The sequence below is a fragment of the Rhizobium centroccidentale genome, assembly GCF_030182565.1.
GTDB lineage: Bacteria > Pseudomonadota > Alphaproteobacteria > Rhizobiales > Rhizobiaceae > Rhizobium.
Window position 1 is genome coordinate 83,317 of sequence record NZ_JAQJCG010000009.1, and the last position, 26,024, is coordinate 109,340.

Genomic DNA, 26,024 nt, shown 5'->3' on the forward strand with positions numbered 1-26,024 from the left:
GTCAGAGATAGCGCAATGGAGGCGACCATGGACAAGATCACCCATCTCAACACCCCTGTTCTCGACAATTTCTGGATGCCGTTCACGGCAAACCGGCAGTTCAAGGCGGCTCCGCGCCTGCTCGCCGCCGCCGACGGCATGTATTACACGGATGTTGACGGCAAGAAGGTGCTCGATGGGACGGCAGGCCTCTGGTGCGTCAATGCCGGCCATGGCCGCAAGAAGATCGCGCAAGCGGTGGAACGTCAGTTGGCAACGATGGATTTTGCTCCGACTTTCCAGATGGGCCATCCCATCGCCTTCGATTTTGCTGCGAAACTCGCTGCGCATGCACCCGGCGGGCCTGAGGCCGGGCTCGACCGCGTGTTCTTCACAGGCTCAGGCTCCGAGTCGGTCGATACCGCGCTGAAGATCGCCATTGCTTATCAGCGCGCGATTGGCCAGGGCACGCGCACCCGCATCATCGGCCGGGAAAAGGGCTATCACGGCGTCGGCTTCGGTGGAATTTCCGTCGGCGGCCTCGTCAACAACCGTCGCGTCTTCCCGCAGATCCCTGCCGATCACATGCGTCACACTCTCGATATCGAGCGCAATGCCTTCAGCAAGGGCCTGCCGGCCCATGGCATCGAGCTTGCGGAGGACCTCGAACGGCTGGTCGCGTTGCACGGGGCTGAAACGATCGCCGCCGTCATCGTCGAGCCCATGTCCGGTTCTGCCGGCGTCGTCCTGCCGCCGAAGGGCTATCTGGAGCGGCTGCGCGCCATCGCCGACAAATATGGCATCCTGCTGATTTTCGACGAAGTGATTACTGGCTTCGGCCGCTTGGGTACGCCGTTTGCAACCGAATATTTCGGTGTCGTTCCCGATCTCGTCACGACAGCAAAAGGTATCACCAACGGCACGATACCGATGGGTGCCGTCTTTGCCAGCCGCAAGATCTATGATGGCTTGATGGCCGGCCCGGAAAACCAGATCGAACTCTTCCACGGCTATACCTATTCCGGCCATCCGGTTGCCTGTGCCGCCGGACTTGCGACCATGGAAATCTACGAGGAGGAAGGCCTGCTGATGCGTGCAGCCGAACTGGCCGAGGATTGGCAGAACGCGCTGCATTCACTGAAGGGCCTGCCGCATGTGGTCGATATCCGCAATCTCGGCCTTGTCGGCGCCGTCGAACTGGCGCCGCGTGATGGCGCGCCGGGCACGCGCGCCTATGACGTCTTCGTCGATTGCTTCCAGAAGGGCCTGTTGATCCGCGTAACCGGCGACATTATCGCTCTCTCTCCGCCGCTCATCATCGAGCGTGCTGAGATCGAAACGATCGTCTCCATGCTTGGCGATGCATTGAAGCGGGCGGCTTGACAATCTCTGAGCCTGACCGGTGCGGACAGCATCGGTCAGGCTCAACTTCGTGAAGCGCTGCGGTTGCTTCGATGTGATGGCTTCCGCTCGTATCCCGGATGCAGCCGTCGTCGTGGTCGGTGATTTCAACAAGGATCGCCGTGCGCATGCAGCCAAGCTTGGCTTCGAGCCATCGATCTTTGCAAGAGCGATCGTCTGGGCGATATGATCGCTGAAGTCGTCGGCGCTCATGAAGTGGATAGTGCGATCGATGCAATCGGTTTCAAGGCGTGTGGTCATTCGGGCGGCGAGCAGCGGGCGATCATGCTCAAGCAAATGATGGAGATTACACGAGCCGCCGGTCTGATCGGCATTCCCGGACTGTATGTAACGGAAGATCCTAGTGCCGTAGACAGTGCTGCCGAGCAGGGTAGCCTGTCTCTGCACTTCGGTCTCGGTTGGGGAAGACACCATCCCTACATGCGAAATAGACGCCGGTGTTGAAGTACAATCGCGAGCTCATGCTGGCGATCCTGCACAGGCTGCCGATTATAGATATTGTCAACGCCAGGATCATTTCGCTGGAGGATGCTGCACAAGGATATGAGAGTCTCGATCAAGAAGCTGCAACGAAGTTCGTGCTGGATCCGCATGGCGCCCTGACGAAGACGGCATAGAAAGGAAGAACTCACAGGATCATGGAGGGGTCCCGAGGTGAATAGAGAACCGAGGCGGGGGTTGCTACATCTGCGCTCGGTCTCGTAGAGGCGAACGCAGATGAGTTTGCCGGACAACAAAATGGCGGCAGGAGCCAGAGACGGCATCAACTGTCCATCGATATGCGCGTAGCTTTGTGCGCCGCCACAGAGCATTCCCAGCAAGTATGCACCGCAGCACGTCTTGGCGAAGTTTCAGATCATGTTTGAAAATGGCCAATCGGGTGAGAAAATTCGCGAAAATTGGGCGTCCCCGATCTCCAAAGGCGGCTGTAAAGCCCAATTATCGGCAATAATGACGTATTGTGTTGCCATTATACATCTATCCTTTACATATATGCGGGCATCCATGCGGAGGAGCTTCGTCATCGCTTCCTAAGCAACGGCGGCTTGACAAAGAACGCTAACCTGAAGAGATCGGATCAATGGCAAACTTTCTTGAGAAATGGACTTCAAAAAAGGCTGATAAGCCAAAGGCTGGCGCACGCAATGTTGTCGATACATTTCGTGCTCGTGTAGCGGAACAGAAGGCATATCTGGAGGAGTACGAGCGAGACGCGGCAGGCTTCAAGAAGTGGCGCTCCACTTGGTTCCAGCGTGTTCCCGGCGGCTTTGGTGTGACGGTCGGTCGTGACTCGGTCAATGCCGGTCGTGGATTGAGCTACGTCGTCGTCGACACGGTCAAGGACGTGGCTGAGTTTCTCGATGATCTGGCCTTTCATGCCGAGAATGATGTCGGCTTCCAGCAAGCTCTCGAGCAGAACCGCCAACGTCGCGTCTCACTCCTGAACGCGGCGAAGACCGGAGGCAAGGCAACGGCTTCGAAGACGAAGGCGAAGGCTGCCAAGCCTGCAGCGGCAAAGTCAGCCGCCGTCAAGCCGGCTGCTGCCAAGGCGGCACCGAAAGCTACCCGGACAAAGGCTGCTTCTGTTGCTGCTCCCGCACCGGCTGCTGCAGAGGCAGCAAAGCCGAAGCGCACGCGCAAGACGAAGGCTGCAGGTGCAGCAGAATAAGACTAAGAAGCCCGCTTCATGCGGGCTTCTTCTTCGCTTGAAACATGCTTATGTGATCGAAGATGTGTGGCTGCGCCATCGAACAAGCATCATGGCGCATGTATCCTCGACATTGGCCCCAGGAGTTGAACTCAACCGGAAGATGGATACGAACGCAATAAGGTGACTAGGCGGCTATTGGTGCTGACATATTGCTCGGAGTTCCCACCGCATCGGATCAAACCTGCCGATAATTGATGATGTGGCCGGCACACCACCCGCCTACAGGCAAACGTGTTGAGCGTGACCTCTGCTTGAGCTGAGCGATCTTGGTGGGGCGCAATGTCGTTCCTCCGATCGACCTTACTTCTTCTCGCTATAGGCCTTACAGCGGCCGCGACTTCGTTCTTCCTCGGTAAATCTACGCGAACGCGCGAACATTGCGGCGGATCGTCTGCGGCGGCTGACCGAGCACGCGCAGGAAAGCGCGACGCATGCGCTCGCGATCGGCAAAGCCGACTTCGGTCGCGATTTCGTCCATCGAATGGCGGCCGTCTTCGATCATCAGTCGGGCAGCCTCCACCCGCATGTTCTCGATCGCCTTGGCGGGGGATTGGCCGGTTTCGCTGCGGAAGACGCGGTTGAACTGGCGTGGGCTGAGGCTTGCCGCCTCCGCCAGCTCCTCGACCGATACGATCTTGCGCAGGTTTCGTCCGGCAAAGTCGAGCGCGCGTTGAACACGGTCGGATTTCGGCTCCAACTCGAGAAGCGTGGAAAATTGCGACTGCCCACCGGCGCGACGATGATAGACGACGAGCTTTCGGGCCACGGTTCGTGCCAGCTCCTCGCCGTGATCCTTCTCGATCATCGCAAGGGCGAGGTCGATGGTGGCGGTCATCCCAGCCGATGTCCAGATGGACCCATCGATGATGAAGATCTTGTCTTCATCGACCTTGAGGGCAGGGAAACGATCCCGCAATTCGCGCGCAAAAACCCAATGTGTCGTTGCGCGGCGGCCATCGAGCAGGCCGGCTTCAGCCAAAGCAAAGGCGCCGGTACACGGAGCGGCAACCCGCCGGGCGGATTTTGCGGCTCGACGGATATAGTCGAGGATTGCGGGAGATGTGGATGAAACTTCCGTGGCCGCACCGATGAAAAGAGAATCGAAAGCAGCGTCGCCAAATGCCTCCGTTTCGACACTGAACCCTGCCGATGAGCGTATATGCCCTCCTGCTTCCGATAGCAGCGTTATACGATAGAGCTCCCTCCCGCTCGTCAGATTTGCAACCTCGAAGGCGGTTACTGCAGTAAATCCCATGACCTGAAAGCCGGGGAAGACGAGAAATCCAATGGAATGCATGGCAAAGCTCACGGCTGGAAAAGGCGTTTATAGCATTTATCGGTCGCAGACGGCATCAATTTTCTACGATTCCAGCCATTGTTTACCATTTTGAATGTCTGAAAACGTGGTGAATATGACATTTGAGACATCGGCCTTCGCGCGTATTGTTGTTGCATGCGGGATAATGACGCCGCAGGAGAAGGAATGGAAACAATGACAAATTCATCGGGCAAGGCATTGGTAACGGGCGCTTCTTCGGGCATCGGCGCCGTCTACGCGCACCGGCTCGCCCATCGGGGCTACGACCTCATTCTGGTGGCGCGCAATGAAGACCGGCTTTCGGCGATTGCGGATCGGCTGCGTACCCAGACGGGACGCAAGGTCGAAGTGATCGCCGCAGATCTCGGCTCGCCGAATGGGCTGCGTCGTGTGGAGCATGTGCTGAAGACGGATGAAGCGATTACGCTTCTCGTCAATAATGCCGGCTTTGGCGGGGCAGCACCCTTGTTGGAGGCCGATGTGGACAAGATGCAGCAGATGATCGATCTGAATGTCACTGCGCTCATGCGGCTGACCTATGCGGCGGTGCCAGGCTTTGTTCAGCGTGGCGGCGGCTCGATCATCAATATCGCGTCGATCGTGGCAATCGCACCGGAATTGTTGAATGGCGTCTATGGCGGCACGAAAGCCTTCGTCCTTGCCTTCAGCCAGTCCCTGAAGCATGAGCTGGCAGACAAGAACATTCGCGTACAGGCAGTTCTGCCCGGCGCGACCGCAACGGAATTCTGGGCGGTCGCTGGCATCCCCGTCGAACATCTGCCATCGGAAATCGTCATGTCGACCGAGGATATGGTCGATGCCGCGCTGGTTGGCTTTGATCGGGGCGAGCTGGCGACGATCCCAGCTCTCGAAGATGTCGATTTGCAGAAGGCCTATGAAGATGCACGCCAGGCCCTGACGCCCAATCTTTCGCGGTCTACCGCAGCTCGACGTTATCAAGTGAAGTAAGAATCTATCGAATGAATAGGGTGGCCGGCATTTACATCATGCCGGCCGGTCATTCAAAAGCCATAAAACTGGTGAGATTCGGAAAGACGGATCGACATGATCCAAGCATCGGCTGCATAACATATCACCCAATACCACTTATGCGTCAGGATATATATCCCAGCCAGTATCGACGTCATCCATAAGGACCTGAATGAGAAGGTTCGCCGCGACCAAAGCAGATCTGCGAGGTTCAATGCGATGTATCCCATCCAAGACCGTACTCCCGTTTCCATCGTCATCGCGAATTATAACTACGCGCACTTTCTAAGGCGCAGTATCGACAGCGCATTGGAGCAGGATTACGACGATGCCGAGGTCATCGTCGTCGATGATGCATCGACCGATGCGACAGCTGATGTCATCGCCTCCTATGGCTCTCGGATAAAGACATGTCTGCGTGAGGTGAACGGTGGACATGCTGCCGCATTCAACACAGGCTTTGCATCCAGCCACGGCGAGATCGTGCTGTTTCTCGATGCGGATGATTATCTCTATCCGAATGCGGTATCAGAGGTCGTCGAAGCCTGGAAAGAAAAGACAGCACAGGTGCAGTTCAGGCTGCATATCGTTGACGAACAGATGCATGTAAAGGATGTATTTCCACCCGTAGAACTACCCTTCGATTCCGGCGACGTCATTCCGGAATTGCTGCGGAAAGGCCGCTATCAGACGACGGTCACCAGCGGTCTGGCATTCAAGCGTTCGGTTCTGGACAAGGTCATGCCGGTCCCGGAGCCGGAGTTTCGCCAGGGCGCCGATGGATATCTTGCCACGGTTGCACCGCTCCATGGCGAAGTGACGTCAATCGAAGATTGCCTCGGCGCCTATCGCATACATGGCGCCAATCATTCCGTCTTCGCCGAAAGGCTCGGTCAGCGCGCGCGCTGGCGCATAGCGCATGATTTCCGTCGGCTGGAGGCCCTATCGGATCAGGCAACGGAAATCGGATTGGATATGCCTGATGATGCCGGCCTGCACGATCCCGTCCATCTGGAGGAGCGTCTGGCATCGCTTTGCATCGACAGGGACCAGCATCCTGTCGCGAATGATTCCAGACTCTCGCTAGCTGCGGCCGGCGCGGCTGCCAGTCTCAAGATGAATGCGTCGCGAAAGCGCCGGCTGATGCTGGCCGGATGGTTTCTTTCGATCGGCGTCCTGCCTCGGGATATGGCAAAGACCGTCCTCTCGTGGAAGCTTGTGGCTTCGTCCCGGCCTCCGTTTCTGCTGCGTCTCTCGAAGACCATCAGGCATGCAATGGGATAGCTGGATTCCGGGAGATATGGAGCATCTCGCGCCGATGAATTGACTGTGATCTATTCGGCTATGCCTGATTTGTGCGAAGCTCCCATCAAGGCGTCGACCACGGCTTGATGATGGATATTCCTGTCATAGCGGCTGTCGGTTGCAAACTGCATCAATCCGGCAAAGGCGCTCCTGGCGGAAGGTTTCTTGCCCTCGCTGCGGAGATAGGCAATCAGGCGGCGATAATTTGCATTCGTCCTGATCTCCAGCGGATTGCCGGCGCCCATCTTCTTCAATGGCCACCAGGACCAGCCAATGCCGTTTTTTTCCTGCAATGCAACGGCGCGGGCATACCAATCATTATTGTTTTCACCGGACTCGCCGTTCCAGAGTGGCATGTCATATTGCTCGCGCAGCTTCAGGAAGGGTTCGATCGATTCCTGCGTCGTCGGCGTCCAGTATTTGTGAAAGCTGAGTGCCGTATTGCGATCGTCTATTGGCAGTACGCCTGCGTAATTGTTGCCCCAGCAATTACCCTCGATAACAAGCATATGGTTGGTATCGACCGCGCGGATGGCGCGGATGGTGCGCTGATAGATATCGCGCAGCGGCCGGTTCTCGGTTTCGCGGCAGCCGCCCTTGTCTTTCTTGTCCTGAAAGCCCCAGTTCGGCTCGTTGAGCAGGTCGTAACCCGCGATTGTCGGCTCGTCCCTATAGCGACGGGCGATCTCGCTCCACAGCGCGATCATCATTGCCTGGTTCTCATCGCTGTGCCAGAGCGACGGTTTGTTCGGATTGCGATCGGAAATGGCGATGTCGTGACCCTGGCCGCCGGGTGCCGCATGCAGGTCGAGGATCAAGTACATGTCATTGGCTTTCAGCCAGCGGATCAGAAGATCGATCCGCCGAAAGCCCTCTTCGTTCCAGACAATATTCCTGGAGGTGTTCTTGCCGTGCTTGTCCTCGATGAACAGGTTCCAGTGCATCGGCAGCCGCACGCTGTTGAAACCCCATTTGGCCATCGCGTCGATATCGGCTTTGGTTACCGCATTCTCGCGCCAGGATCGATAGAATTGCTCGGTCCTTTTCTCGCCGATGACTTCGGAAATGCGGCGGCGAATGATGTGCTGCGCCTTGAGATTGGCAAGGCCCATCATGTAGCCTTCCTGCACCATCCAGCCGCCGAGCCCGAGACCGCGCAGGATGAGGGGATCGCCCTTGCCATCGACGATCCGCTGATGATCGGTGCGAACGAATCCCTCGGCATGTGCCGGCGGTGCAAATGACCCCAGGCAGATAATGGACAGGCCGGCGAGCAACAGCAGAAAATGCCTCATGAATCCCAACTCGCGTGAAACTTTGGCGCCATGTGGGCAAGATAGCGCGCAGAGAGCCAAAATCTCGTGACAACATCTACGCCGGGTGCTCCAATGGTGCGCCGAAGATGATCTCCTGATAGGCAGCAAGCAGAGCAGGCTCCTCGATGGAGCCGTGATGGTGAAGCTGACGCCAGACACCGTCGATCCGGGTGAACCAGCGCGTCGTGCGGATGCGAAGCTCGATACTCCTGTCGGCCATGACGCAATTTCCCCGCTCCCGGCCAACGAACAGATGCCAGTCATCGCCGCCCTGGCTGGTAAAATCATGGAATGCGACCTGCACCTTCGCCTTTCCAGCAAATAGCTTCGCATAGCCACCACGGATCGACGGCCATCCGCGCCGTATGCCTCCGATCGGATTGTCCATGCTTGGCCTGTCGCCATCTGCCCAGTTGGCGGCGAGTGCGTCCAGGTCGCCGGCATTGAAGGCGCGATAGAAGCCAATGAGCGCATCGAGGGCGCCGCCATCGCTCAGCATGTTTTCGCTGCCGGTAATCTCGGTCAAGTGTTCTGCCATGTCCAATTCTCCTGATGTTATGATTGATGACCCTCGGTGTGCTCTCGCGGACTGCGGATAAATACCGCGACAAAGAGGTCGATCGCCAAAGCGAGAACCATTGCACCGGTTCCGATTAAGAAGAGCATGCCGTAGTTTCCGCCGGTTCGGGCGAAGACGAAGGAAAGTCCGTAAGCCGCAGCTGCCTGAAACAGTGCGAAGAATACCGTTGCCAGGCTCCAGGCGACTTTCTGTTGCGCCGGATGGTGCGGCAGCAATTCCGCGATCCTTCCGAGCATCAGGGGCACCGTGCCGGTTACGAAGGCGCCGACGATCAGGCTCGAGGCGATGAGCCAAGCCTGTCCGAGGCCAAGGGTGGGAATGATGACCGCGAAGGCTTCAAGCAGAAAGGCAAATCTCAGCGCTGCGGCAAAACCGGTGCGATCCGCGAGATGACCGGCAAGAATGGGACCAATGGTGGCGCCAAGGCCAAACAGCACCCAATATTCCGCACCGGCCTGCAGGCCCTCTCCCAATCCGCGGGCAACGAAATCCACGAGGAAGATCATATGCGGAACCCAGCCGGCGGCATTCAGCGCATATTCTATGTAGAGCGCACGCAGCGTCCAGCGTTTCGGGACATGCATGGCATGGTGGGACGCGGTGGGGTGATCGGAGACAGCGCGCGGCCATCCGGCCCAGGCAATGATCGTGAGCAGCAGCGACAGGACGCCGAGCCCAAGCCATGTCTCGCGCAGCCCCTGTTGCAGCAGCAGGGGAACCAATGTGCCCGATAGTGCGACGCCAGCGCCGATGCCCATGAAGATCACGCCGCTGGCAAGCCCTCGGCGAGACGGTGCGATCAGCGGCAGGACGGTCGGCGCCGCGAGTACCATCAGGGCGCCACCGGCAAGGCCGGCTGCGAAACGCCATGCGAAGAACCATAGAAAGCTGACAGGAAAGGCGCAGGCAAAGAAGGCTAGCGTTGCGGCAAGCATCATGATCCTGAGCGTCAGGACATTGGAAATACGAGCAGCAACCGGGCGTCCGAGCAATGCGCCGACCAGATAACCGGAAAGATTTGCGGCACCGAGATAGGCGGCTAACGAGGCTTCGAACCAATTGTTATCGACGATGGCAGGCAGAAGCGGCGTATAGGCGAAGCGGGCAAGGCCGATGCCGATCAGGCAGGCGCAGAATGCCGACAGGATGGCACGCCATGCTATCCGGGCATTCTGATGGTTCCGGTCGGTTTCATGCGTGGCAGTGTCGGTCATGGGAACTCTCTCAGGGATCAGTGCTTGAGAGAATACGCCGTGCACTATATCATAAAAAATGAATTATTATGAGAGCGGTTATCTCTATTGGAGATAAGAGGAAGATGGACCTATCCGATCTTAGGGTATTCGAAGCAGTATCGCGGCACGGCAGCATGAACCGGGCGGCGCAGGAGCTGCATACGGTTCAATCGAATGTGACGGCGCGGATCCGGGCATTGGAAGAGGAACTGGGCGTCAGTCTGTTCCAGCGGCATGCAAGGGGCGTGTCGACCACGCCGGCAGGACAACGAATTCTGCCATTTGTCGGTCGCCTTACCAAGCTTCTGGCCGATGCCCGTGCTGCCGCCAAGGATGATGGCGAGCCCGGCGGGACGCTTTCTCTCGGCAGCCTGGAAACGACAACGGCGCTGCGATTGTCGCCGCTTCTCGGCCAATTCGCCAAGACCTATCCGCAGGTGCGTCTTGTGGTGACAACAGGCACGACCCGCCGGCTGATCGATGATGTCGTTTCATGCCGGGTCGACGGTGCCTTCGTGGCGGGTCCCATCAGCCATCCCGATCTCGAGCACGAGGTGATCTTTCGTGAAGAGCTTGTTCTCGTTACAGCGCCCGCTATCCATACGATGCAAGACTTGGCTAAGATTACCGATCTGAAGACAATCGTCTTCCAGATCGGATGTTCTTACCGTCAGCGGCTGGAGTCGCTTCTTGCCGATATGGGTATCGTCACCTCGAAGCCGCTGGAATTCGGCTCTCTGGATACGATCGTCAGCTGCGTGTCGGCCGGCGTCGGCATCACTCTCTTGCCGAGAGGTGTCGTCGCTAACGCGGCCAGGGAGGGGCGGATAGCAATCCACGCGCTTCCGCCGGAACGGTCGATGGTGGATACACTCTTCGTACGCAGGAAGGATGCCTATACGTCCAGTGCGATGACTGCGCTTCTCGACATGCTCCGATCAACCCAGCCGACTAACTCGAAGCCATGATCTCCTGCCAGGCGTGATAGGCGGAAAGCACTGTTTCCATCTGCGCGGTATGGCCGGCGACAAACGCCTCGCCGTAGATAGTTTCGTCCGGATATTCGGTGATCAAGGTCAACGGCACCGTATGGCGATCGTCGATATTGGCGAGACAGGGGAAGCCGTTGATGATGCGGAAGCCTGTTTCTCCGGCATGGGTTTCGTAGAGTGCAATCTGACGATCGTTATAATCTAGCAGCCCCGGGATGGCGCCGAGGTGTTTGGTGACCTTGTCCAGAAGCTGCTCGGCCTGAGCTGCCCAGCCGGAATGATAGCGGGCAATCAGGAAAAAACCTTTGGGCAGTGTCCACATGGCGAAATTGCGCGGGACATAACCGGAAAGCGGGCGCGTCCATTCATGGGCCGGGTAGCCATGCAGATTGACGTGCAGGCGTGCGCCGCTCAGACTTTCCGCCTGGAAGCGGATTTTCTTTTCAAAGAGATACGGGCCGGCAGTTTCTTCGGTCCGATATTCGAGATCGTCGCCGAGCGCGGTGTAGCGGGCGGCATGATACATATGGCGCGGGCTATCCTGGCGTAAGCGCTGATGCAGCGCGTAGCCATCGGAATTTTCGAGCGGCGAGATCGTGAAATGCGCGCCTTCGACCTTGGCAAGCCGACGGGCCGCACGCAAAGCACCCGCACCCCCGGTCGTCTCGTTGGCGTGCTGTCCGCCGCTGATCATCACGGCAGCGTCGCGGCCCTTGATATAGCGGGCTCTGACGGCGCGGCCGGAGCGAGTAAGGGCCTCAAATGTTTCGCCGCCAATCTTGTCAAGCTCGGCCTCGATCTGCTGGACAGCCAGAGGTTCCGTTGCCGTCTCGATCTGCTGTTCGGGTCCATCCCAGTAGCGAGACGTCAGTGGCTGCGTTTCCACTCGGACGGAAATCTCGCCAGAGGACTGCAGGATCTGCGGAACGATCTGCCCCGGCTTCAAGCCGCGGTCACCAAGCGGGCGGCCCGACTTTTTCTGGAAGAATTCGAGCAGCGAAAAATAGAAATCCTCATGCAGCGCCTCGCAAAGACTCATGACTTCGTCGCCGACCGGCAAGACCTCATCCAACGCCGGCAGGGCAACGCGAATGTTCAGCTCTTCGAAGTAGGGTTCGCTTGTACCCCAGTCGAAGTGCGTGACCGCGGCAACGGTCTCCTCGAAGAGTTGTTCATAATCGGTGGCGAGCCGGTTGCCCGTCGCATTGCCGTCCGGCATGAGCCAGCCGGTTGGGGAAACGCTCGTTTCGCCGGCGGCATCGATATGGACGCGATTGGGCGCCAGCACCTTCAATTGGCGCTCTTCACCGGCTTTGCTTTTCAGCAGAACGTCATAGTGAAAGTCACTGTCAGCTCTTGCGACAAAGGTGATCTCGCGATTTCCCACCATTGCCGCGAGCGGATAGGCTTCTAGGCGGAAACGGTTTTCCGGTGCGTTGGGATGAACAGGATAATGGATCTCGATCGCATTCACATCATGCAGGTCGATTTCCTCGATGAAGGCATTCACCAGCGGCTTGTAGGTGCTGCGAATGCGGGCCTGCACGCCTTTTTCCGCGAGCTTACGTTCAGCCTGCTGGCGGCTTTCTCTGTCATCGAAGGTCCAGGCTTCGAAGTTCTGGCCAGGCTTGGCATCGGCAACAAGGCGCGACAGCGTGCGCTCAAAACGTCTCTCGAAAATCACGGTCATGATGTCTACCTTGTCGTTCTGCCGGTCGGGTCGAGGCTGTCGCGCAGCCAGTCGCCAAGAAGATTGAGGCCAAGTACGGTCAAAAGGATTGCAACGCCCGGAAAGAGGCTCACCCACCAGGCTGTCTGCAGATAGGTGCGCCCATCGGCCAGCATGCCGCCCCAGCTCGGAATGGTGGGATCGACACCCATGCCAAGGAAGGTGAGGCTGCTTTCCAGGAGAATGTTGGTGGCGATGTTCAGCGTCATCAATACGATCACTGGACCGATGAGGTTCGGCAGCAGATGCTGGAAGATGATGCGCCAGTCTTTGACGCCGATCGCGCGCGCCGAGAGGATGAACTCCCGCTCGCGCAGGCTCAACACCGAACCGCGCACGAGGCGTGCATATTGCACCCACTGCGAGACGATCAGCAGGATGATCGTGTTGGTGAGACTGCCGCCGACGATGGCGATGAAGGTGATCGCCAGAAGAATGAAAGGCATGGCAAGCTGGACGTCGGCAAAGCGCATCAACAGCATGTCCCAGATGCCACGGTAGTAGCCTGCGGCAAGCCCCACCAGCACGCCGACCACCACGCCGCCAATCACGGAGGTGAGGCCGACGGTCAGCGATATCTTGCCGCCTGCGACGACGCGAGCCAGCACATCGCGCCCGAGCGGGTCGGTGCCGAAAGGATGGGCGAGGCTGGCGAAAGGCCTGGCAAGCCTTGCCATCAGATCGATCTTTTCCGCGCCGCCTGGAAAAAGAATGTCGGAGAGCAGCACGGCAAGGCAAATGACAGCGGTGAGCAATGCGCCGAAGATAAATTCGAAATTGAGGAAACGCGAACGGCGTGAAATCGTGGCGGCCATCAGCATTACTCCGTGCGGATACGAGGATCGACGAGGCCATAGGCGATGTCGATGAGGAGGTTGACGCCGACGATGAACAGCGCCAGCACGGTGATCACGCCCTGCAAGACCGGATAGTCGCGCGCGCCGACGGCATCGAAAGCCAGGGTGCCGAGGCCGGGCCAGTTGAAGACACGCTCGATGACGACGATGCCGCCGAGCAGGCCGCCGAACTGGATGCCGAAATAGGTGATGAGCGGTATCGCGCAATTGCGCAGCGCGTGCTTGTAGAGCACCTTGCTTTCGCTGAGGCCCTTGGCGCGCGCGACCATGATATATTGCGACTGCAGCGTTTCCAGCATGGCAGTGCGCACCAGGCGGACGTTCGTCGCCGTCAAGATGACGCCCATCGTCACCGCCGGCATGACGTAGCTCGAAATTCCAACCATGCCGCTCGGCGGCAGCCAGCCGAGCGTGATGGAAAACAGGAGCACCATCATCAGCGCCAGCCAGAAATTCGGAAATGAGAGGCCTAGCAGTGAGAGAACGCGGATGATCTGATCCGCCGCTTTGCCGCGTGCCGTCGCCGCCTTGATGCCGAGCGGGATGGAGATCGCGATCGACACAACCATGGAGATGAAGGCGAGCAGCAGCGTGGCGGGCAAGGCATTGGCGATCAGCTGCGAGACCGGCGTGCCGCCGGTGAAGCTGCGACCGAAATTAAGCGTCAGCAGTCCTTTCAGGAAGCTTAAATACTGCACGAGAAAAGGTTGATCCGTGCCAAGGGCTGTGCGGATGCGGGCAAGGTCGTCTTCCGTCATGCTGCCGCCGCCCTGAAACATCATCACGGCAGGGTCGCCGGTGAGGCGGATGGCGAATGAGACGAGAAGAGTGATGGCGATCACGACGAAAATCGCCTGCAGCAATCGCTTGATGAGAAAACCGGCCACGTTCTTACCCCGAGAGCTTTCTAGTGACGCCGCCGACCGAGCCGGCGGCGTCTTGCTTGATGATTAGTCGACGGTGACTTCGTTCAGCTTGATGCGGGTATCGGGAGCGGGGACGAAGCCTTTGACACGCTTGCTGACACCGTAGATCGCGTTGCTGTTGTAGAGCGGCAGTTCGAGCGCCTTGTCGGCGACATATTTGCCGATGTCCTTCAGCACCTTTTCGCGCTCGGCGCGATCGGTGAGTGGGCGCTGCGATTCCAACAGCTTGTCCAGAGCGGCATCCTTTTCATAAGGATTCCACTTTTCGCCGGAGTGGTACATCGAATAGGCAGTGTTGTCGTAGTCGAAGGTCCAGCCGCCCCATTTCTGCTGGAACATCGCGCCGGTCTTGCCCTGCGGAATGATGTCGTTCAGCAGGACGTTGGTTTCATATGGCTTGATGGTGGCAGTGAGGCCGACCATCTGCAGATAGCTTGCCACGACCTGTGCCACCTCGTTCATGGTCGCGTCGTTACCCCGAATGTCGATCTGCAATGCTGCGCCTGGCTTCACGCCGGCTTCGGCGAGCAGCTTCTTGGCGCCTGCCGGATCATAGGGAAGCGGCTTCAGATCGGCATCGTAGCCGAAGGAAAGCGAATTCTGGAAGCTGACGATCTCGGTGCCCTGGCCCGCGAGGATCGACTTGACGATCGTGTCGCGGTCGACAGCCATGATGATCGCCTTGCGTACGCGCGGATCGGCGGTAATGCCGTCGCGGGTGTTGAAGCGCAGTGCATCGACCGTCGGGCCGGGAACGCTGGCGATTTCCAGTTTGGAATCGCCCTGGATGACCGGCAGCATGCCGATCGGAATGGTCGGCGGGATGACGATATCGACGCGGCCGGCCTGAAGCTCGGCAACGGCGGTAGCCGGCTCGCTGATGAAGCGATATTCCAGTTCGGAGAGTTTCGGTGCGCCGCCCCAGTAATCCGGATTGGCTTCGAGCTTGATGTTCACCTTCGGCGTATAGGAAACGAACTTGAACGCGCCGGTGCCGACCGGGTTGAGGTTGAAGTAGTCCTCGCCCTTTTCCTTGATGTATTTCGGCGGAACGATCATCGCGCCATAGCCGGCAAGCTTGGTCAGCAGCACGGGGTCAGGCGTCTTCAGCTTCATGTCGACTGTGTAGTCGTCGATGATATCGACGCTTTCGATCGCTGTGTAGTTCGAGCGCTGCGGCCCCTTGGCGCCCTGTTCGCCGAGCAGGCGGTCGAAGGTGAACTTCACCGCTTCGGCATTAAAGGGCTCGCCGTCATGGAACTTCACGTTATGACGCAACTTGAAGCGGATGCGCTTGCCCTGGTCCAGTTCTTCCCAGGATTCGGCGAGGCCCGGTACCAGCTTGAGATCGGGTCCGCGATAGGTGAGGCCGTCGAAGATGTTGGTCGAAACGGCAGCCCATGCCACTAGGAAGGTGTCGATCGGGTCCCAGCTACCCGGATCTTGGGACGACGAAACCGTTAGCTTGCCCGCGGCGAAGGCCGGAGCGGCGCTGATGGCAACGCTCGATATCATGAGTGCGGTCAGAGCGGTCTTCAATCCCCATTTCATTCTTTTCATTGAACCTGTTTCCTCTTCAGATCGATGCGATGGTTGGTGGTCGTTCAGGCGCTCTTGGCGATGAAGTGGCCTGCGGTGATTTCCTCGTGAGCCAGGATCGGCGGCTCATCGCCGACACGGCGGACGGGATTGGGGATCTCGCCTTCCAGCAAGGTGGTTCTGCGCTCCTGTGTCGGATCGGCGATCGGCACGGCCGAGAGCAGGCGCTGCGTATAGGCGTGCATCGGTGTTTCGAAGACCTGACGACGGCTGCCAATCTCCATGATCTGGCCAAGATAGAGAACAGCGACGCGGTGGCTGATCTTCTCGACGACGGCCATGTCATGGCTGATGAACAGGTAGGCGAGCCCGCGTTCGGCCTGGAGATCCATCAAGAGATTGATGATCTGGGCCTGGATCGACACGTCGAGAGCCGAAAGCGCCTCGTCGGCGATGATGAGCTTGGGATCGGAGGCAAGGGCGCGGGCGATGCAGACGCGCTGGCGCTGGCCGCCGGAAAACTCATGCGGATAGCGACCGGCATGGGCTGACGTCAGCCCGACGCGCTCTAGAAGTTCGTCAACCCTATGGCGGACCGCCTTCGATCCGGAGATGATGCCGTGCGTGTTGATCGGCTCTGCGATCGAGAAGCCGACTGTCTTGCGCGGATCGAGCGAGGCGAAGGGATCCTGGAAAATGTATTGCACGTCGCGGCGAAGCCGGAAGCGTTCGAGCTGCGACATGGCGGCGAAGCTCTTGCCGCTGAAGGTGATTTCGCCGGAGCGCGCCTTCTGCAATTGCTGGATGGTGCGGCCGATCGTCGACTTACCGGAGCCGGACTCGCCGACGAGGGCCAGAGTTTCACCGGGATGAATATCGAAGGCCACCTTCTGGACGGCACTGCAGCGATGCGTGACCTGGCCGAATATATTCTTCTTGATATCGAAGCGTACGAAGAGATCGCGTACAGACAATAGTGGCTGCTGGTCGTAGCGGGCGGTATTCTGGACCCGTTCCTCACCGACGATCTTCGGCTCACCGCCGTCGAGGACGGTCAGCGGCATGCGTTTCGGAAAATCCTGACCGGTCATGCTGCCAAGCTTAGGCACTGCCGCGAGAAGTGCCTTCGTATAGGGATGCTTCGGATTGGCGAATATCTCGCGGACCGGACCCTCTTCGACCTTCTTGCCTTTCCACATGACCACCACATCGTCAGCCATTTCGGCAACCACGCCCATGTCATGGGTGATGAAGATCATGCCCATGCCGAGATCCTTCTGCAGGTGCCGCATGATGTTGAGGATCTGCGCCTGGATCGTCACGTCGAGCGCCGTCGTCGGTTCGTCGGCAATCAGCAGCTTCGGGCGGCAGGCAAGCGCCATGGCGATCATGACGCGCTGTCGCATGCCGCCGGAAAGCTGGTGCGGATAGCGGTTCAAGAGGGCCGCCGCATCCGGCAGGCGTACCATTTCCAGCAGGCGACGGGCTTCCGCCATGGCGGCGGACTTGCCGATCTTCTCATGAAGAAGAAGGACTTCGCAGATCTGGTCGCCGATGGTGAAAACGGGGTTGAGCGAGGTCATTGGCTCCTGGAAGATCATGGCGATCTCCTTGCCACGAACTCCGCGCATATCCTTCTGCGAAAGCTTCAGCAGGTCCCTGCCATTGAAGAGGATGCTGCCTGTCTCGAAGCGAGCGCCCATCATATCGGCAAGGCGCATGACCGAAAGCGAGGTCACCGATTTGCCGGAACCAGATTCTCCGACGACCGCGAGCGTTCTGCCTGGCTCGACCGAGAAGGAAAGTCCTTCGACCACGCGGTTTTCGCCGAACCGCACAGTCAGATCCGTTACGGACAGAAGCGGTTTGTTGTCGCCAGCGGCCTTGGTCATGCGCTTACCTCGGTATTGGGCAGGTCGGTCATGGCATTGGGGATGATAGCCGTGTTGTTCTTTGCATCGATGATGCAGGCGCACTCGCCGGGATCGCCACCAAGATCGGACCGCAGCATGCTCATGCCGGCACCTGTTGCAGCCTGACAAAATCAGGCGATGTTTTTCTACAAGACAGGCGTCTCATGAACATTTGTATCTGCGTTCCCGTTATATTTGTTAGGGCGTGAGATAGCATCAAACGACAATCCGGTCTATATTGTTCAACAATTTTCATATTGCTAATCAAAAATGGGGACAAATCTGCGCGAAATCTTCCACCGGACCTTGCCGCCGACAGGTCGCCAGCCCCAGACAAGCGGAATACCCGCTCGGCTTCCAGCAAGCGCCTGATATTGCCGGTGTCGCAGAGGATAGAGTGCAGATGCCAGGAGAGCGAATGAAGCAGACAAATCTTGCCAGCATCGAGCCGGCGACGGTCGCGGAGACAGGGCAGACGCTGGCGGAACTGACGGCTGCTCGCATCCGCGAGCGCGTGATCAGCGGTATGCTATCGCCGGGTAGCCACTTGTCCGAAGCAGCTCTTTGCGAGGAGCTACAGGTCTCACGCAACACGCTGCGCGAAGTTTTCCGGCTGCTGACGAAAGAGGGCGTGCTACGTCACGAAGCCAATCGCGGCGTCTTCGTTTCCACGCCGAGCATTTCGACGATCATGGATATCTTCCATATTCGCCGCCTGATCGAGTGCTCGGCGCTTGCCAATGCGCATCACCGGCATCCGAGCGTCGACAAGATGCGGGCTGCCATCGAGGCTGCCGTGCAGCATCGCGACCGTGGCGAATGGCTGGAGGTCGGCAGCGCCGATATCGCCTTTCATGCCGCTATTGTCGAGCTCGCCGACAGTCCCAGGCTTTCGGCCTTCTATGCGCAGATCTCGCTTGAACTGCGTCTCGTCTTCGGGCTGATCCGCGATCCCGAATATCTCCACGCACCCTATGTCGGCCAGAACGCGACCATTCTTGCGCATCTGGAGGAGGGGGCGCCGGCGAGCGCCGCCGACGCGCTGGAGAAATATCTGTTCCAGGCCGAGCGCTTCATTCTGGCCGCCTATTCGAGAGCAATGCCGGGCTGAGTCCGGCTATTGCCATTGATATGATGAATGATGTGGACAATCTCTGCTGGATGGGTTCAAGCTCGATGTATCCGTTTGCGTCCCGATCCGCTTTGATCGAAGGATATGCAGCATCCCGGACGTAGGCGTGAGGTCCATCGGACAGCAGAATTCGCTTTTGCTGCAATCGATCAGGGCGTCCCGCCGATCAACCGGAAAACTCGTTTCGACAACCGGTTAAGACGGATGATGGGGCTATGGACGCGCAATCCCCGACGACCTCCAGCAGGGCTACCGCCATCCAGCAGGTATGGGTTTCACCGCTGTATCGCGGCGCGACGTTTGCGCTGTTTCTCTCCGGGCTTGCGACATCCGCCTCGCTGCCGCAGATCGTTCTCTTCCTCGTCAAGGAACTTGGGGCGTCCTTGCCAGTGGCGGGGCTCTATTATCTGACCGGTCTCACCGCACCGGTTGCCGGATATCTCATTGGCAGCTATTCCGACAAAACTGGAAGGCGTCTTGGTCTTTTCCGGGTTTGTGCCGTTGCCGGCGCCGTTGGTTGGGCGGGGATCGCCCTTTCGACGAAACCATGGATGCCGTTCGTGATCGGCACCGTCCTTCTGGGTTTTTCCGGATCTGCCACCTCGCAGCTCTTCACCGCAATCCATGACGATCTCAAAGTGAAGGGCGCCGGCGCGAATGACAGCGTCGTGGCCATCATCCGCATGGCTTTGACCGCGGGCTGGGTCATCGGGCCGTTTCTTGGCGCCTGGTTTGCTGTCGAAATCGGGCTTCGCGCCATGCTGTGGGGAACGGCGATCTGTTTCTTCGCGCAGATCATTCCGCTCGGAGCGCAACAGCGCTTGTTGGTCCCGGGCGGCGAGCCGACAAGAAGACCGATGCCGTTGGTCGCGTCGGCTGGTCCGATATGCTGCCGCTGCTGGCCTTCACCGGTCTCTACGTTCTCGTCTATGCCGGCGAGCCGATTAAATACGGATTCCTGCTGCTCTATATGCAGGACCAGCTCAAGCTTGATCCCTCCATTCAGGGCTCGGTGATCGGAACGCAGCCATTCATCGAACTCATCCTCATGCCCTTCAGCGTCGTGCTGGCGCGACGGATCGGCATCTTATGGATGATGTGTGTCGCCGCGATCTGCGGCGTCATGGCCAACCTCTGTTTTGCGGCCTGGCCGACGGCCATGGGCATGTTTGCCGGCCAGATCCTGATGGGCGGAGTCTGGGGCCTCTACATGGTCCTAGGACTGATCGTTGCTCAAAGATTGCTCCCGAATGCAGTCGCGACGGCTTCGGCGATCTTCATGAGCTCCTCGGCGCTCGCCAGCGCTCTTGGCGGCGGTGTAGGAGGTGTCGGCGTTGCCTATCTCGGGCTTCCGAATGTTTTCTATCTTCCGGCGGCATTCTCTCTGGCAGCGGCGATCGGTTTAGCGGCCATGGCCCGGTCGAGCGCCATCAAATAGCGACTTCAATGCCATAGGACAGGCATTATTTCATTCCGAGAAGCTCCAGCCAGCGTTAAACCTGCTGCAAGCCCCTTGCTCTGATTTCGGGTGATTGGCCAGATCCCAGATCCGCCAATGGCCCGCCATCTTCGCGTTCGGTCGCTGGGGCCGCCACATCGCCGTAACTGGCCGATCGCTCACCTTGCTGAAAATATGATTGACTGCAGCCCGTCAATTGACTAGATGATAAAGTCATCCGATGACTTGATGAAATCCTACCATGCGCGCTCTGACCAAAACGACGCTTGCGGATACGGCCGTGGAGGCAATTCGCAGCGAGATCACCAGCCGTCGCTGGCTCGTTGGCGAAAAGCTGCCCAACGAGGCCTCCCTCTCGTCGATGCTCTCCGTCAGCCGCGGCACGGTTCGTGAGGCAGTGAGGGTCCTGGTATCTCAGGGCTATCTCGAGACGCGGCAAGGGTCGGGAACCTATGTTCGTTCGAACACGGATGTCGGTCGGCCACTGGACATGGCGCGCCGCGCCGGATTGAGAGACCAGTTCGAGGCCCGGCTTGCGCTGGAGGTCGAGGCAGCAAGGCTCGCCGCCGTACGTCACTCCCCTGAAGCCGTTTCGCAATTGCGCGCCTTACTGGTTGCTCGTGGCAACTATGCCGGCGGCGATAAGGCGGCGTTCATCGAGCGCGACCTTGCCTTCCACAAGGCTGTCGTCGCGGCTTCGCAGAACAGGGCCATGATTGAAATCTACGAGTTCTTCTCTCTCTCGATTGCCGAGACAATCGAGGCGACGCTGGGTGAAGACATTCCCGAACCCGATATGCAGGCGCATATCGCCATCGTCGATGCCATCGAAACCGGCAACCCCGAAGCGGCCGATAGGGCTGTGCGCCGCTTCATGGCCCCCATCGTCGCTACTCTTGATCGGTTACTTATGTCATGACAATGTCCCCGCAAAATCTCGCCTCTGTCGAATTGATCGATGCCGAGGCCGATGAAGTTCCGGCACCACTCCCGCATGAAGGCAAGTCGCCGATTGGCAGGTTACTGCTCGGTGCAAGCCTTGTTCTCATCGCTTTCAATCTGCGGCCGGTTTTCTCGAGCGCATCGACGCTCTTGCCGGAGATACGGGCCGGACTTGGCCTCTCCGCCTTCGGCACCAGTATTCTTACGACCTTGCCCGTCATTTGCATGGGACTGTTTTCACCACTTGCACCAAGGCTGGCGCAGCGCGTGGGGACCGAGCGCGTCCTGCTCGGTGTCATTCTCCTGCTCGCGCTGGGCACGGCGCTGCGAGGCTTTTCTTCGATTTCACTGCTGTTCTTGGGCACCGCATTGGCCGGCGCCTGCATTGCTATCGGCAATGTCCTGTTGCCGGGCGTGGTCAAGCGCGATTTTCCCGACAAGGCGGCACTCATGACGGGTTGCTATACGATGGCGCTATGCGCGGGGGCTGCGAGTGCGGCTGGCTTTACGCTTCCCGTTGAACACGCTCTCGGCGGTTCGCTCGGCGGCGCGCTGGCTGTCTGGGCCTTGCCGGCCTTTGCCGTCGGGCTTCTCTGGCTGCCGCAGGTAATCGGCGCGCGCAGCCAGGCGCGGCGCACCGGCTTTCGTGTTACCGGTTTGTGGAGAGACCGCATCGCCTGGCAAGTAACGCTTTTCATGGGATTGCAATCGGCGCTTGCCTATTGCGTCTTCGGCTGGCTGGTACCCATTCTGCGTGAACGTGGTCTCGACGGCGTGACGGCTGGCGTCATCGTATCTGCCTCGGTCATGGTGCAGGCGGCCGCCTGCTTGGTGGCACCTCATATCGCCGTCAAGGGTAAGGATCAGCGCGCGATCAATGTCATCCTCTGCATAATTGCCGTCGTTGCCTTGCTGGGTCTGCTGTTTGCTCCGCTCTGGACTGTCTGGTTCTGGGCCGTGCTCCAGGGCTTCGGACAGGGTGGATTGATTGCGGTGGCGCTGACCGTCATCGTATTGCGTTCGCCCGATGCGCATGTTGCCGCGCATCTCTCCGGGATGGCGCAATTCGTGGGTTACCTGCTTGCCGCGATCGGCCCGCTCGTCGTCGGCATGATCCACGGTTGGACTGGAAGCTTTGCCTGGAGCTCCGTCCTATTCCTGCTGCTCGGTCTCGGTGCTGCGATCAACGGCTGGTTTGCCGGCCGTGCGATCACTGTCAACGCCAGAACAATTGAGACCGCCTGATTGGATGCGATGTCGGCCGCATCCGGGCCGGCAAGCGAAATCCTGAGGCGCCGGCTCGGGTCATATGCTGACATGCAGGCGGATCGCATGATTATGACGTGTGACGAAACGATCCGGATTAACCGGCTTTCCGTTGGCGCCGTGGGGGTTCGACCGCCGGGGGAATGTCGGCTACGTTTTTCGTATGGCCCAGGAGAGCCTTCTTTGCCAACGTCGATCTTGCGGCCGCATAGGAGGCCGAGACCATCGGATAATCCGCTGGCAAGCCCCATTTTCTTCGATATTCTTCGGGCGTCAGACCATATTTGCTGTTCAGGTGCCGCTTGAGCGATTTGTATTTTCCACCATCTTCGAGGCAGATGAGATAGTCGTCGGTTATGGATTTCTTGATCGGCACGGCCGGCTTCAATAGTTTTTCCACCGCCGCCGCTGATGAGGCGGCCTGCTGAGAGCCTGTCAGTGCCGAATAAGTCTCCATGATGAGCCTCGGCAAATCTTCCGGCATGGTCGCATTGCGAAGTACGTAGGCAGACACAATCTTGCTCGTGAGCTCAATATACCTTTCGTGGCTGGTAGTAGTATTTTCCTTTTTCATTTTCGGCCTCACGCAATGTTTTTTATTTATGTATCCAATGTTGTTTTTGCTTTCAATGAAAATTGATGTGACTTTGGATATTCTTTGTCCTTGGTTTATTTTTGTAGTAAACATTACGCGCTGGAAGTTTAAAACTGTTATTTTCTCATTTTACCACAATATTCGAATTGCGCCTGTGGGAGATGCATGGCGCCGGCATTCGGATATTTGTTTGCCAAGGACGTGCGGGACTTGCCGGCTTTCGCTTTGCCTGGGTTGGATGTCAGTCACATCGTGGATGTGACTGTTGCCGATGGAATGGCAGGACATGATGCTCGGTCAGCGGCGCCATGGTGATATTTCCCGGATCTTGTGGTGATACCCAGCGGATTTCCTCGATCTCTGCCGCTGCCGTGATTGCAATATTACCTACTTGTAGGCGGAATATATCCGCAACGACGGTATGGTCCGGTTCGTTGGCCGCTGCTGCCTGGAAACCGCCGAGGAAAGTCAGATCCTTAGTCTCCGCCGTAAGGCCTAGCTCTTCGAAGAGTTCCCTGATGAGCGCCGTCTCTGGCGTCTCCCGCGGTTCCAGCTTGCCGCCGGGCTGCATGAAGGCAGTCGTGCCGCGCTTGCGTACGAGCAATGTCTTCCCATCCGGACGCAACACCAGAGCTGCCGCAATGCGTATCGTTTTCGTCATGCCATGATCTGATCGGATTCGCGGGCGAGTTTCAACACCGATAATGTCTGCGCATATTTCCACGCGATAAGGGCGTCTTACGCGCGGGTATGTTCGCTGGTTACGGCTTCGTCAGGTGTTTGCGGAAAAATGCAACGACTGCCGTATTGAATTGCTTATGAAATGCGACGCGATCGAACCCCGGAGCGTCAATGCAGGCATCGGATGATGGCCTTAATTCCGGGCAAGGTGTCAGGAACGACAAATGTACGGCATTGGGGACGACTCGAAAATCAGGCTTCTCCGGCAATAGGCGTGCAAGCGTTGCGACATTTTCGGGAGCTGCTCCACCACCCCCTCCGAGTTCCGAGCCCCAAAGCTGAAGCGGGACTTTGACATCTTTCACGCTATCTGCGGTCGGGAAGACGATGCTCAACGGGTCGGCTACAACGACTGCCCTGATGCGAGGATCGTGGGTCAGTGATTGCGATGACGGTTGTCGGGGAGGCTGAGCATGGCCCGCTGGGGGGCAGCCCGCCGCCTTCGGATCTGAACAGCGTCGCGGCAGTTTGCTGAAATCCGGATTGGCTCCGGCAACGACGAGACCGGTATATCCGCCCAGGGAAAATCCGTAGAAGCCGATCTGCTGCGGATTGATCTTTCCGGCATCGGGAGACGCATCAAGCATGAAGTCGACAGTGCGTTTGATGTCGGCAGGGCGCTCGATCAATACGCCAAGACCGTTTGCCTGGCTCATGTCGGCATGGTTGGCGTGCGGATGATTGATGGCAACGACAATGAAGCCGGCGTCGGCAAGTGCTTCGGCGGTGTCATGATGGCCGAGATACCAGCCGCCATAGCCGTGCGAGATGATGATGAGTGGCAACTCCTCGCCTGCAATCGGACAATCCGGCGTTGCCGGAACTGCCAGGGCTCGGATCCTCACCTCTGTCGGAGGGGCTGCGCAAGGAGACCACATGGCGGCGTCGATCGCCGGGTTATCCGCATCACCGGAGATGCGAATGAATTTCAAACCTGCCGCATATCCCGATGGTGCGGCAAGAAAGAGCGTGGCCGCGAGGGCAAGGCTGAAGCGGATCATGACAACGGCTCCATTTAACCAGAGATGTACGCTGCGCGATGGACTGCGATGGCAAGGTGCGTCGGTCCATAGGCCAGGCGATGACGCGAAGGCGGCATATGCCGGTTGTAAAAGCTATCTAGCTATCTTGTATAAACAGATAGCTTGTTATATTCGTTCTGTAAAGCTGAGGCATTCATGACTGACTCGATCCAAGTTCAATTGCGGAAGGGCGTGCTCGATCTTTGCGTCCTGGCCGTGCTCTCGCGGGGCGAAAGCTACGGCTATGAAATTGCGAGTACGCTGGTTGCGGCGGTCGGCATGGGTGAAGGAACGATCTACCCGTTGATGCGCAGGATGCAGAATGACGGCCTGGTTGCGACCCGCATCGTCGAGTCGAGCAACGGTCCGCCGCGTAAATATTATCGGCTCACGCCGCTGGGGCGTTCGATTTTCGAAGCGCATCGCCGCGACTGGCGCTCGCTAGCAGGCTCCGTCGACAAGCTACTCGAGGATTTGCCATGACCAGGGAAGCCTTTTTGCGCACGCTGAGATTGGGACTTGCAGGCCTGCCTCCTCACGAGGTCGATGACATCGTGGCCGACTATGCCGCTCATTTTGCCGAGTCCGAGGCCTCTGGTCGAAGCGAGGAGGAGGTTTCCGCCGCTCTCGGCGATCCCGCCAGGATTGCGCGAGAGCTGCGTGCGGATGTCGGATTGCGCCGCTTCGAGGCGCATTGGAGCGTGCCGAATCTTTTGGCTGCCATGATGGCGCTGGCCGGCCTTGCTATCGTCGATATCTTCTTCCTGTTGCCTTTGCTGTTTGCGGCGATGTTCGTCACGCTCGGCCTTGCGATCGCATTGGTGGCCGTCGGCGCCGTTGGCCTGAAGATCATCGTCACGACCGTGCTGTTCCATATCGGCTTGCCCTCCGTCGGCATGCTGGCCCGCCTGCTTGTCGGTGCCGGGCTCGTGAGCTGCTTCGTGGGTGGCGGTGCTTTGCTGCTGATGGGTCTGAGTTTGGGCATCCGCATGCTTGGGCAATATGCCCGCCTACATTTCCGCTTGGCGCAAGTAGACGAAGGTCGAGCTTGAGCG

Annotated in this window: 24 protein-coding genes and 2 pseudogenes; 13 read left to right on the forward strand and 13 right to left on the reverse strand. The window is 58.5% G+C overall.

Annotated elements, in window-relative coordinates; all coding sequences use genetic code 11:
* Positions 1–27 precede the first annotated feature (27 nt).
* The 3 genes and pseudogenes from aptA to PH562_RS14110 all read left to right on the forward strand — a co-directional run bounded on the left by aptA (position 28) and on the right by PH562_RS14110 (position 3,070).
* Complete coding sequence (gene aptA / locus PH562_RS14100; protein ID WP_285173719.1) at positions 28–1,362, forward strand: omega-aminotransferase AptA; 1,335 nt, start codon at positions 28–30, stop codon at positions 1,360–1,362.
* A 79-nt stretch (positions 1,363–1,441) separates the two neighbouring features.
* Positions 1,442–2,018 (forward strand): annotated as a pseudogene (locus tag PH562_RS14105) (MDR/zinc-dependent alcohol dehydrogenase-like family protein); the annotation flags it as partial.
* A gap of 464 nt (positions 2,019–2,482) precedes the next feature.
* The gene (locus PH562_RS14110) at positions 2,483–3,070 is read left to right on the forward strand and encodes a hypothetical protein (protein WP_285173720.1); all 588 of its coding nucleotides are present in this window, start codon (positions 2,483–2,485) and stop codon (positions 3,068–3,070) included.
* Between the two features lie 400 nt (positions 3,071–3,470).
* Here the strand turns inward: PH562_RS14110 and PH562_RS14115 are convergent, their stop codons facing one another.
* Complete coding sequence (locus tag PH562_RS14115; RefSeq protein WP_285173721.1) at positions 3,471–4,409, reverse strand: GlxA family transcriptional regulator; 939 nt, start codon at positions 4,407–4,409, stop codon at positions 3,471–3,473.
* Positions 4,410–4,604: 195 nt separating this feature from the next.
* Here PH562_RS14115 and PH562_RS14120 point away from each other — a divergent pair, with 195 nt between their 5' ends.
* Positions 4,605–5,399 carry an SDR family NAD(P)-dependent oxidoreductase gene (locus PH562_RS14120; protein ID WP_285173843.1) on the forward strand — a complete coding sequence of 265 codons (795 nt, stop codon included), beginning with the start codon at positions 4,605–4,607 and terminating at the stop codon, positions 5,397–5,399.
* Positions 5,400–5,639: 240 nt separating this feature from the next.
* On the forward strand, positions 5,640–6,704 hold the full coding sequence (locus tag PH562_RS14125; protein WP_285173722.1) for a glycosyltransferase family 2 protein: 1,065 nt from the start codon (positions 5,640–5,642) through the stop codon (positions 6,702–6,704).
* Positions 6,705–6,754: 50 nt separating this feature from the next.
* Here the strand turns inward: PH562_RS14125 and PH562_RS14130 are convergent, their stop codons facing one another.
* The 3 genes from PH562_RS14130 to PH562_RS14140 form a co-directional block, all read right to left on the reverse strand.
* Positions 6,755–8,020 (reverse strand): glycoside hydrolase family 5 protein, encoded by a 1,266-nt coding sequence (locus PH562_RS14130; protein ID WP_113228649.1) that lies wholly within the window; start codon positions 8,018–8,020, stop codon positions 6,755–6,757.
* Between the two features lie 76 nt (positions 8,021–8,096).
* Positions 8,097–8,579 (reverse strand): YybH family protein, encoded by a 483-nt coding sequence (locus PH562_RS14135; protein WP_285173723.1) that lies wholly within the window; start codon positions 8,577–8,579, stop codon positions 8,097–8,099.
* Between the two features lie 17 nt (positions 8,580–8,596).
* Entirely contained in the window at positions 8,597–9,835 is a 1,239-nt protein-coding gene (locus PH562_RS14140) for a YbfB/YjiJ family MFS transporter (protein WP_285173724.1), read from the reverse strand.
* Positions 9,836–9,939: 104 nt separating this feature from the next.
* Between PH562_RS14140 and PH562_RS14145 the strand changes: the two genes are divergently transcribed.
* A complete protein-coding gene (locus tag PH562_RS14145) occupies positions 9,940–10,824 on the forward strand; it encodes a LysR family transcriptional regulator (RefSeq protein ID WP_285173725.1) in 885 nt (294 codons plus the stop codon).
* Here PH562_RS14145 and PH562_RS14150 read toward each other — a convergent pair.
* The 6 genes from PH562_RS14150 to PH562_RS14175 all read right to left on the reverse strand — a co-directional run bounded on the left by PH562_RS14150 (position 10,808) and on the right by PH562_RS14175 (position 17,916).
* Positions 10,808–12,538, reverse strand: coding sequence for a M14 family metallopeptidase (locus PH562_RS14150; RefSeq protein WP_285173726.1), 1,731 nt, complete (start codon positions 12,536–12,538; stop codon positions 10,808–10,810). The genes PH562_RS14145 and PH562_RS14150 overlap by 17 nt on opposite strands.
* 5 nt (positions 12,539–12,543) lie before the next feature.
* A complete protein-coding gene (locus tag PH562_RS14155; protein ID WP_285173727.1) occupies positions 12,544–13,392 on the reverse strand; it encodes an ABC transporter permease in 849 nt (282 codons plus the stop codon).
* Between the two features lie 5 nt (positions 13,393–13,397).
* Positions 13,398–14,321: an ABC transporter permease gene (locus tag PH562_RS14160; protein WP_285173728.1), complete on the reverse strand. Its 924-nt coding sequence runs from the start codon at positions 14,319–14,321 to the stop codon at positions 13,398–13,400.
* A 63-nt stretch (positions 14,322–14,384) separates the two neighbouring features.
* Positions 14,385–15,911: an ABC transporter substrate-binding protein gene (locus PH562_RS14165; protein WP_483315348.1), complete on the reverse strand. Its 1,527-nt coding sequence runs from the start codon at positions 15,909–15,911 to the stop codon at positions 14,385–14,387.
* Between the two features lie 53 nt (positions 15,912–15,964).
* Positions 15,965–17,791, reverse strand: coding sequence for an ABC transporter ATP-binding protein (locus tag PH562_RS14170; RefSeq protein WP_285173730.1), 1,827 nt, complete (start codon positions 17,789–17,791; stop codon positions 15,965–15,967).
* Positions 17,788–17,916, reverse strand: coding sequence for a hypothetical protein (locus PH562_RS14175; protein ID WP_285173731.1), 129 nt, complete (start codon positions 17,914–17,916; stop codon positions 17,788–17,790). Before PH562_RS14175 ends, PH562_RS14170 begins: the two co-directional genes overlap by 4 nt.
* 314 nt (positions 17,917–18,230) lie before the next feature.
* Here PH562_RS14175 and PH562_RS14180 point away from each other — a divergent pair, with 314 nt between their 5' ends.
* From PH562_RS14180 to PH562_RS14200, 5 genes and pseudogenes are all read left to right on the forward strand, one after another.
* Positions 18,231–18,923 (forward strand): GntR family transcriptional regulator, encoded by a 693-nt coding sequence (locus PH562_RS14180; RefSeq protein ID WP_285173732.1) that lies wholly within the window; start codon positions 18,231–18,233, stop codon positions 18,921–18,923.
* Between the two features lie 236 nt (positions 18,924–19,159).
* Positions 19,160–19,678, forward strand: a pseudogene (locus PH562_RS14185) (MFS transporter); the annotation flags it as partial.
* A gap of 152 nt (positions 19,679–19,830) precedes the next feature.
* On the forward strand, positions 19,831–20,382 hold the full coding sequence (locus tag PH562_RS14190) for an MFS transporter (protein ID WP_285173733.1): 552 nt from the start codon (positions 19,831–19,833) through the stop codon (positions 20,380–20,382).
* Between the two features lie 262 nt (positions 20,383–20,644).
* The gene (locus tag PH562_RS14195) at positions 20,645–21,322 is read left to right on the forward strand and encodes a FadR/GntR family transcriptional regulator (RefSeq protein WP_285173734.1); all 678 of its coding nucleotides are present in this window, start codon (positions 20,645–20,647) and stop codon (positions 21,320–21,322) included.
* A complete protein-coding gene (locus PH562_RS14200; protein WP_285173735.1) occupies positions 21,319–22,590 on the forward strand; it encodes a CynX/NimT family MFS transporter in 1,272 nt (423 codons plus the stop codon). The genes PH562_RS14195 and PH562_RS14200 overlap by 4 nt, the downstream gene beginning before the upstream one ends.
* A 118-nt stretch (positions 22,591–22,708) precedes the next feature.
* Here the strand turns inward: PH562_RS14200 and PH562_RS14205 are convergent, their stop codons facing one another.
* The 3 genes from PH562_RS14205 to PH562_RS14215 all read right to left on the reverse strand — a co-directional run bounded on the left by PH562_RS14205 (position 22,709) and on the right by PH562_RS14215 (position 24,948).
* The gene (locus PH562_RS14205; protein WP_285173736.1) at positions 22,709–23,185 is read right to left on the reverse strand and encodes a Ros/MucR family transcriptional regulator; all 477 of its coding nucleotides are present in this window, start codon (positions 23,183–23,185) and stop codon (positions 22,709–22,711) included.
* Positions 23,186–23,447: 262 nt separating this feature from the next.
* The gene (locus PH562_RS14210; RefSeq protein WP_285173737.1) at positions 23,448–23,867 is read right to left on the reverse strand and encodes an NUDIX hydrolase; all 420 of its coding nucleotides are present in this window, start codon (positions 23,865–23,867) and stop codon (positions 23,448–23,450) included.
* Between the two features lie 100 nt (positions 23,868–23,967).
* A complete protein-coding gene (locus tag PH562_RS14215; RefSeq protein WP_285173738.1) occupies positions 23,968–24,948 on the reverse strand; it encodes an alpha/beta hydrolase family protein in 981 nt (326 codons plus the stop codon).
* Positions 24,949–25,125: 177 nt separating this feature from the next.
* Here PH562_RS14215 and PH562_RS14220 point away from each other — a divergent pair, with 177 nt between their 5' ends.
* Positions 25,126–25,452 carry a PadR family transcriptional regulator gene (locus tag PH562_RS14220; RefSeq protein WP_092707768.1) on the forward strand — a complete coding sequence of 109 codons (327 nt, stop codon included), beginning with the start codon at positions 25,126–25,128 and terminating at the stop codon, positions 25,450–25,452.
* Positions 25,449–26,021, forward strand: coding sequence for a DUF1700 domain-containing protein (locus tag PH562_RS14225; protein ID WP_285173739.1), 573 nt, complete (start codon positions 25,449–25,451; stop codon positions 26,019–26,021). The genes PH562_RS14220 and PH562_RS14225 overlap by 4 nt, the downstream gene beginning before the upstream one ends.
* Positions 26,022–26,024: the final 3 nt, after the last annotated feature.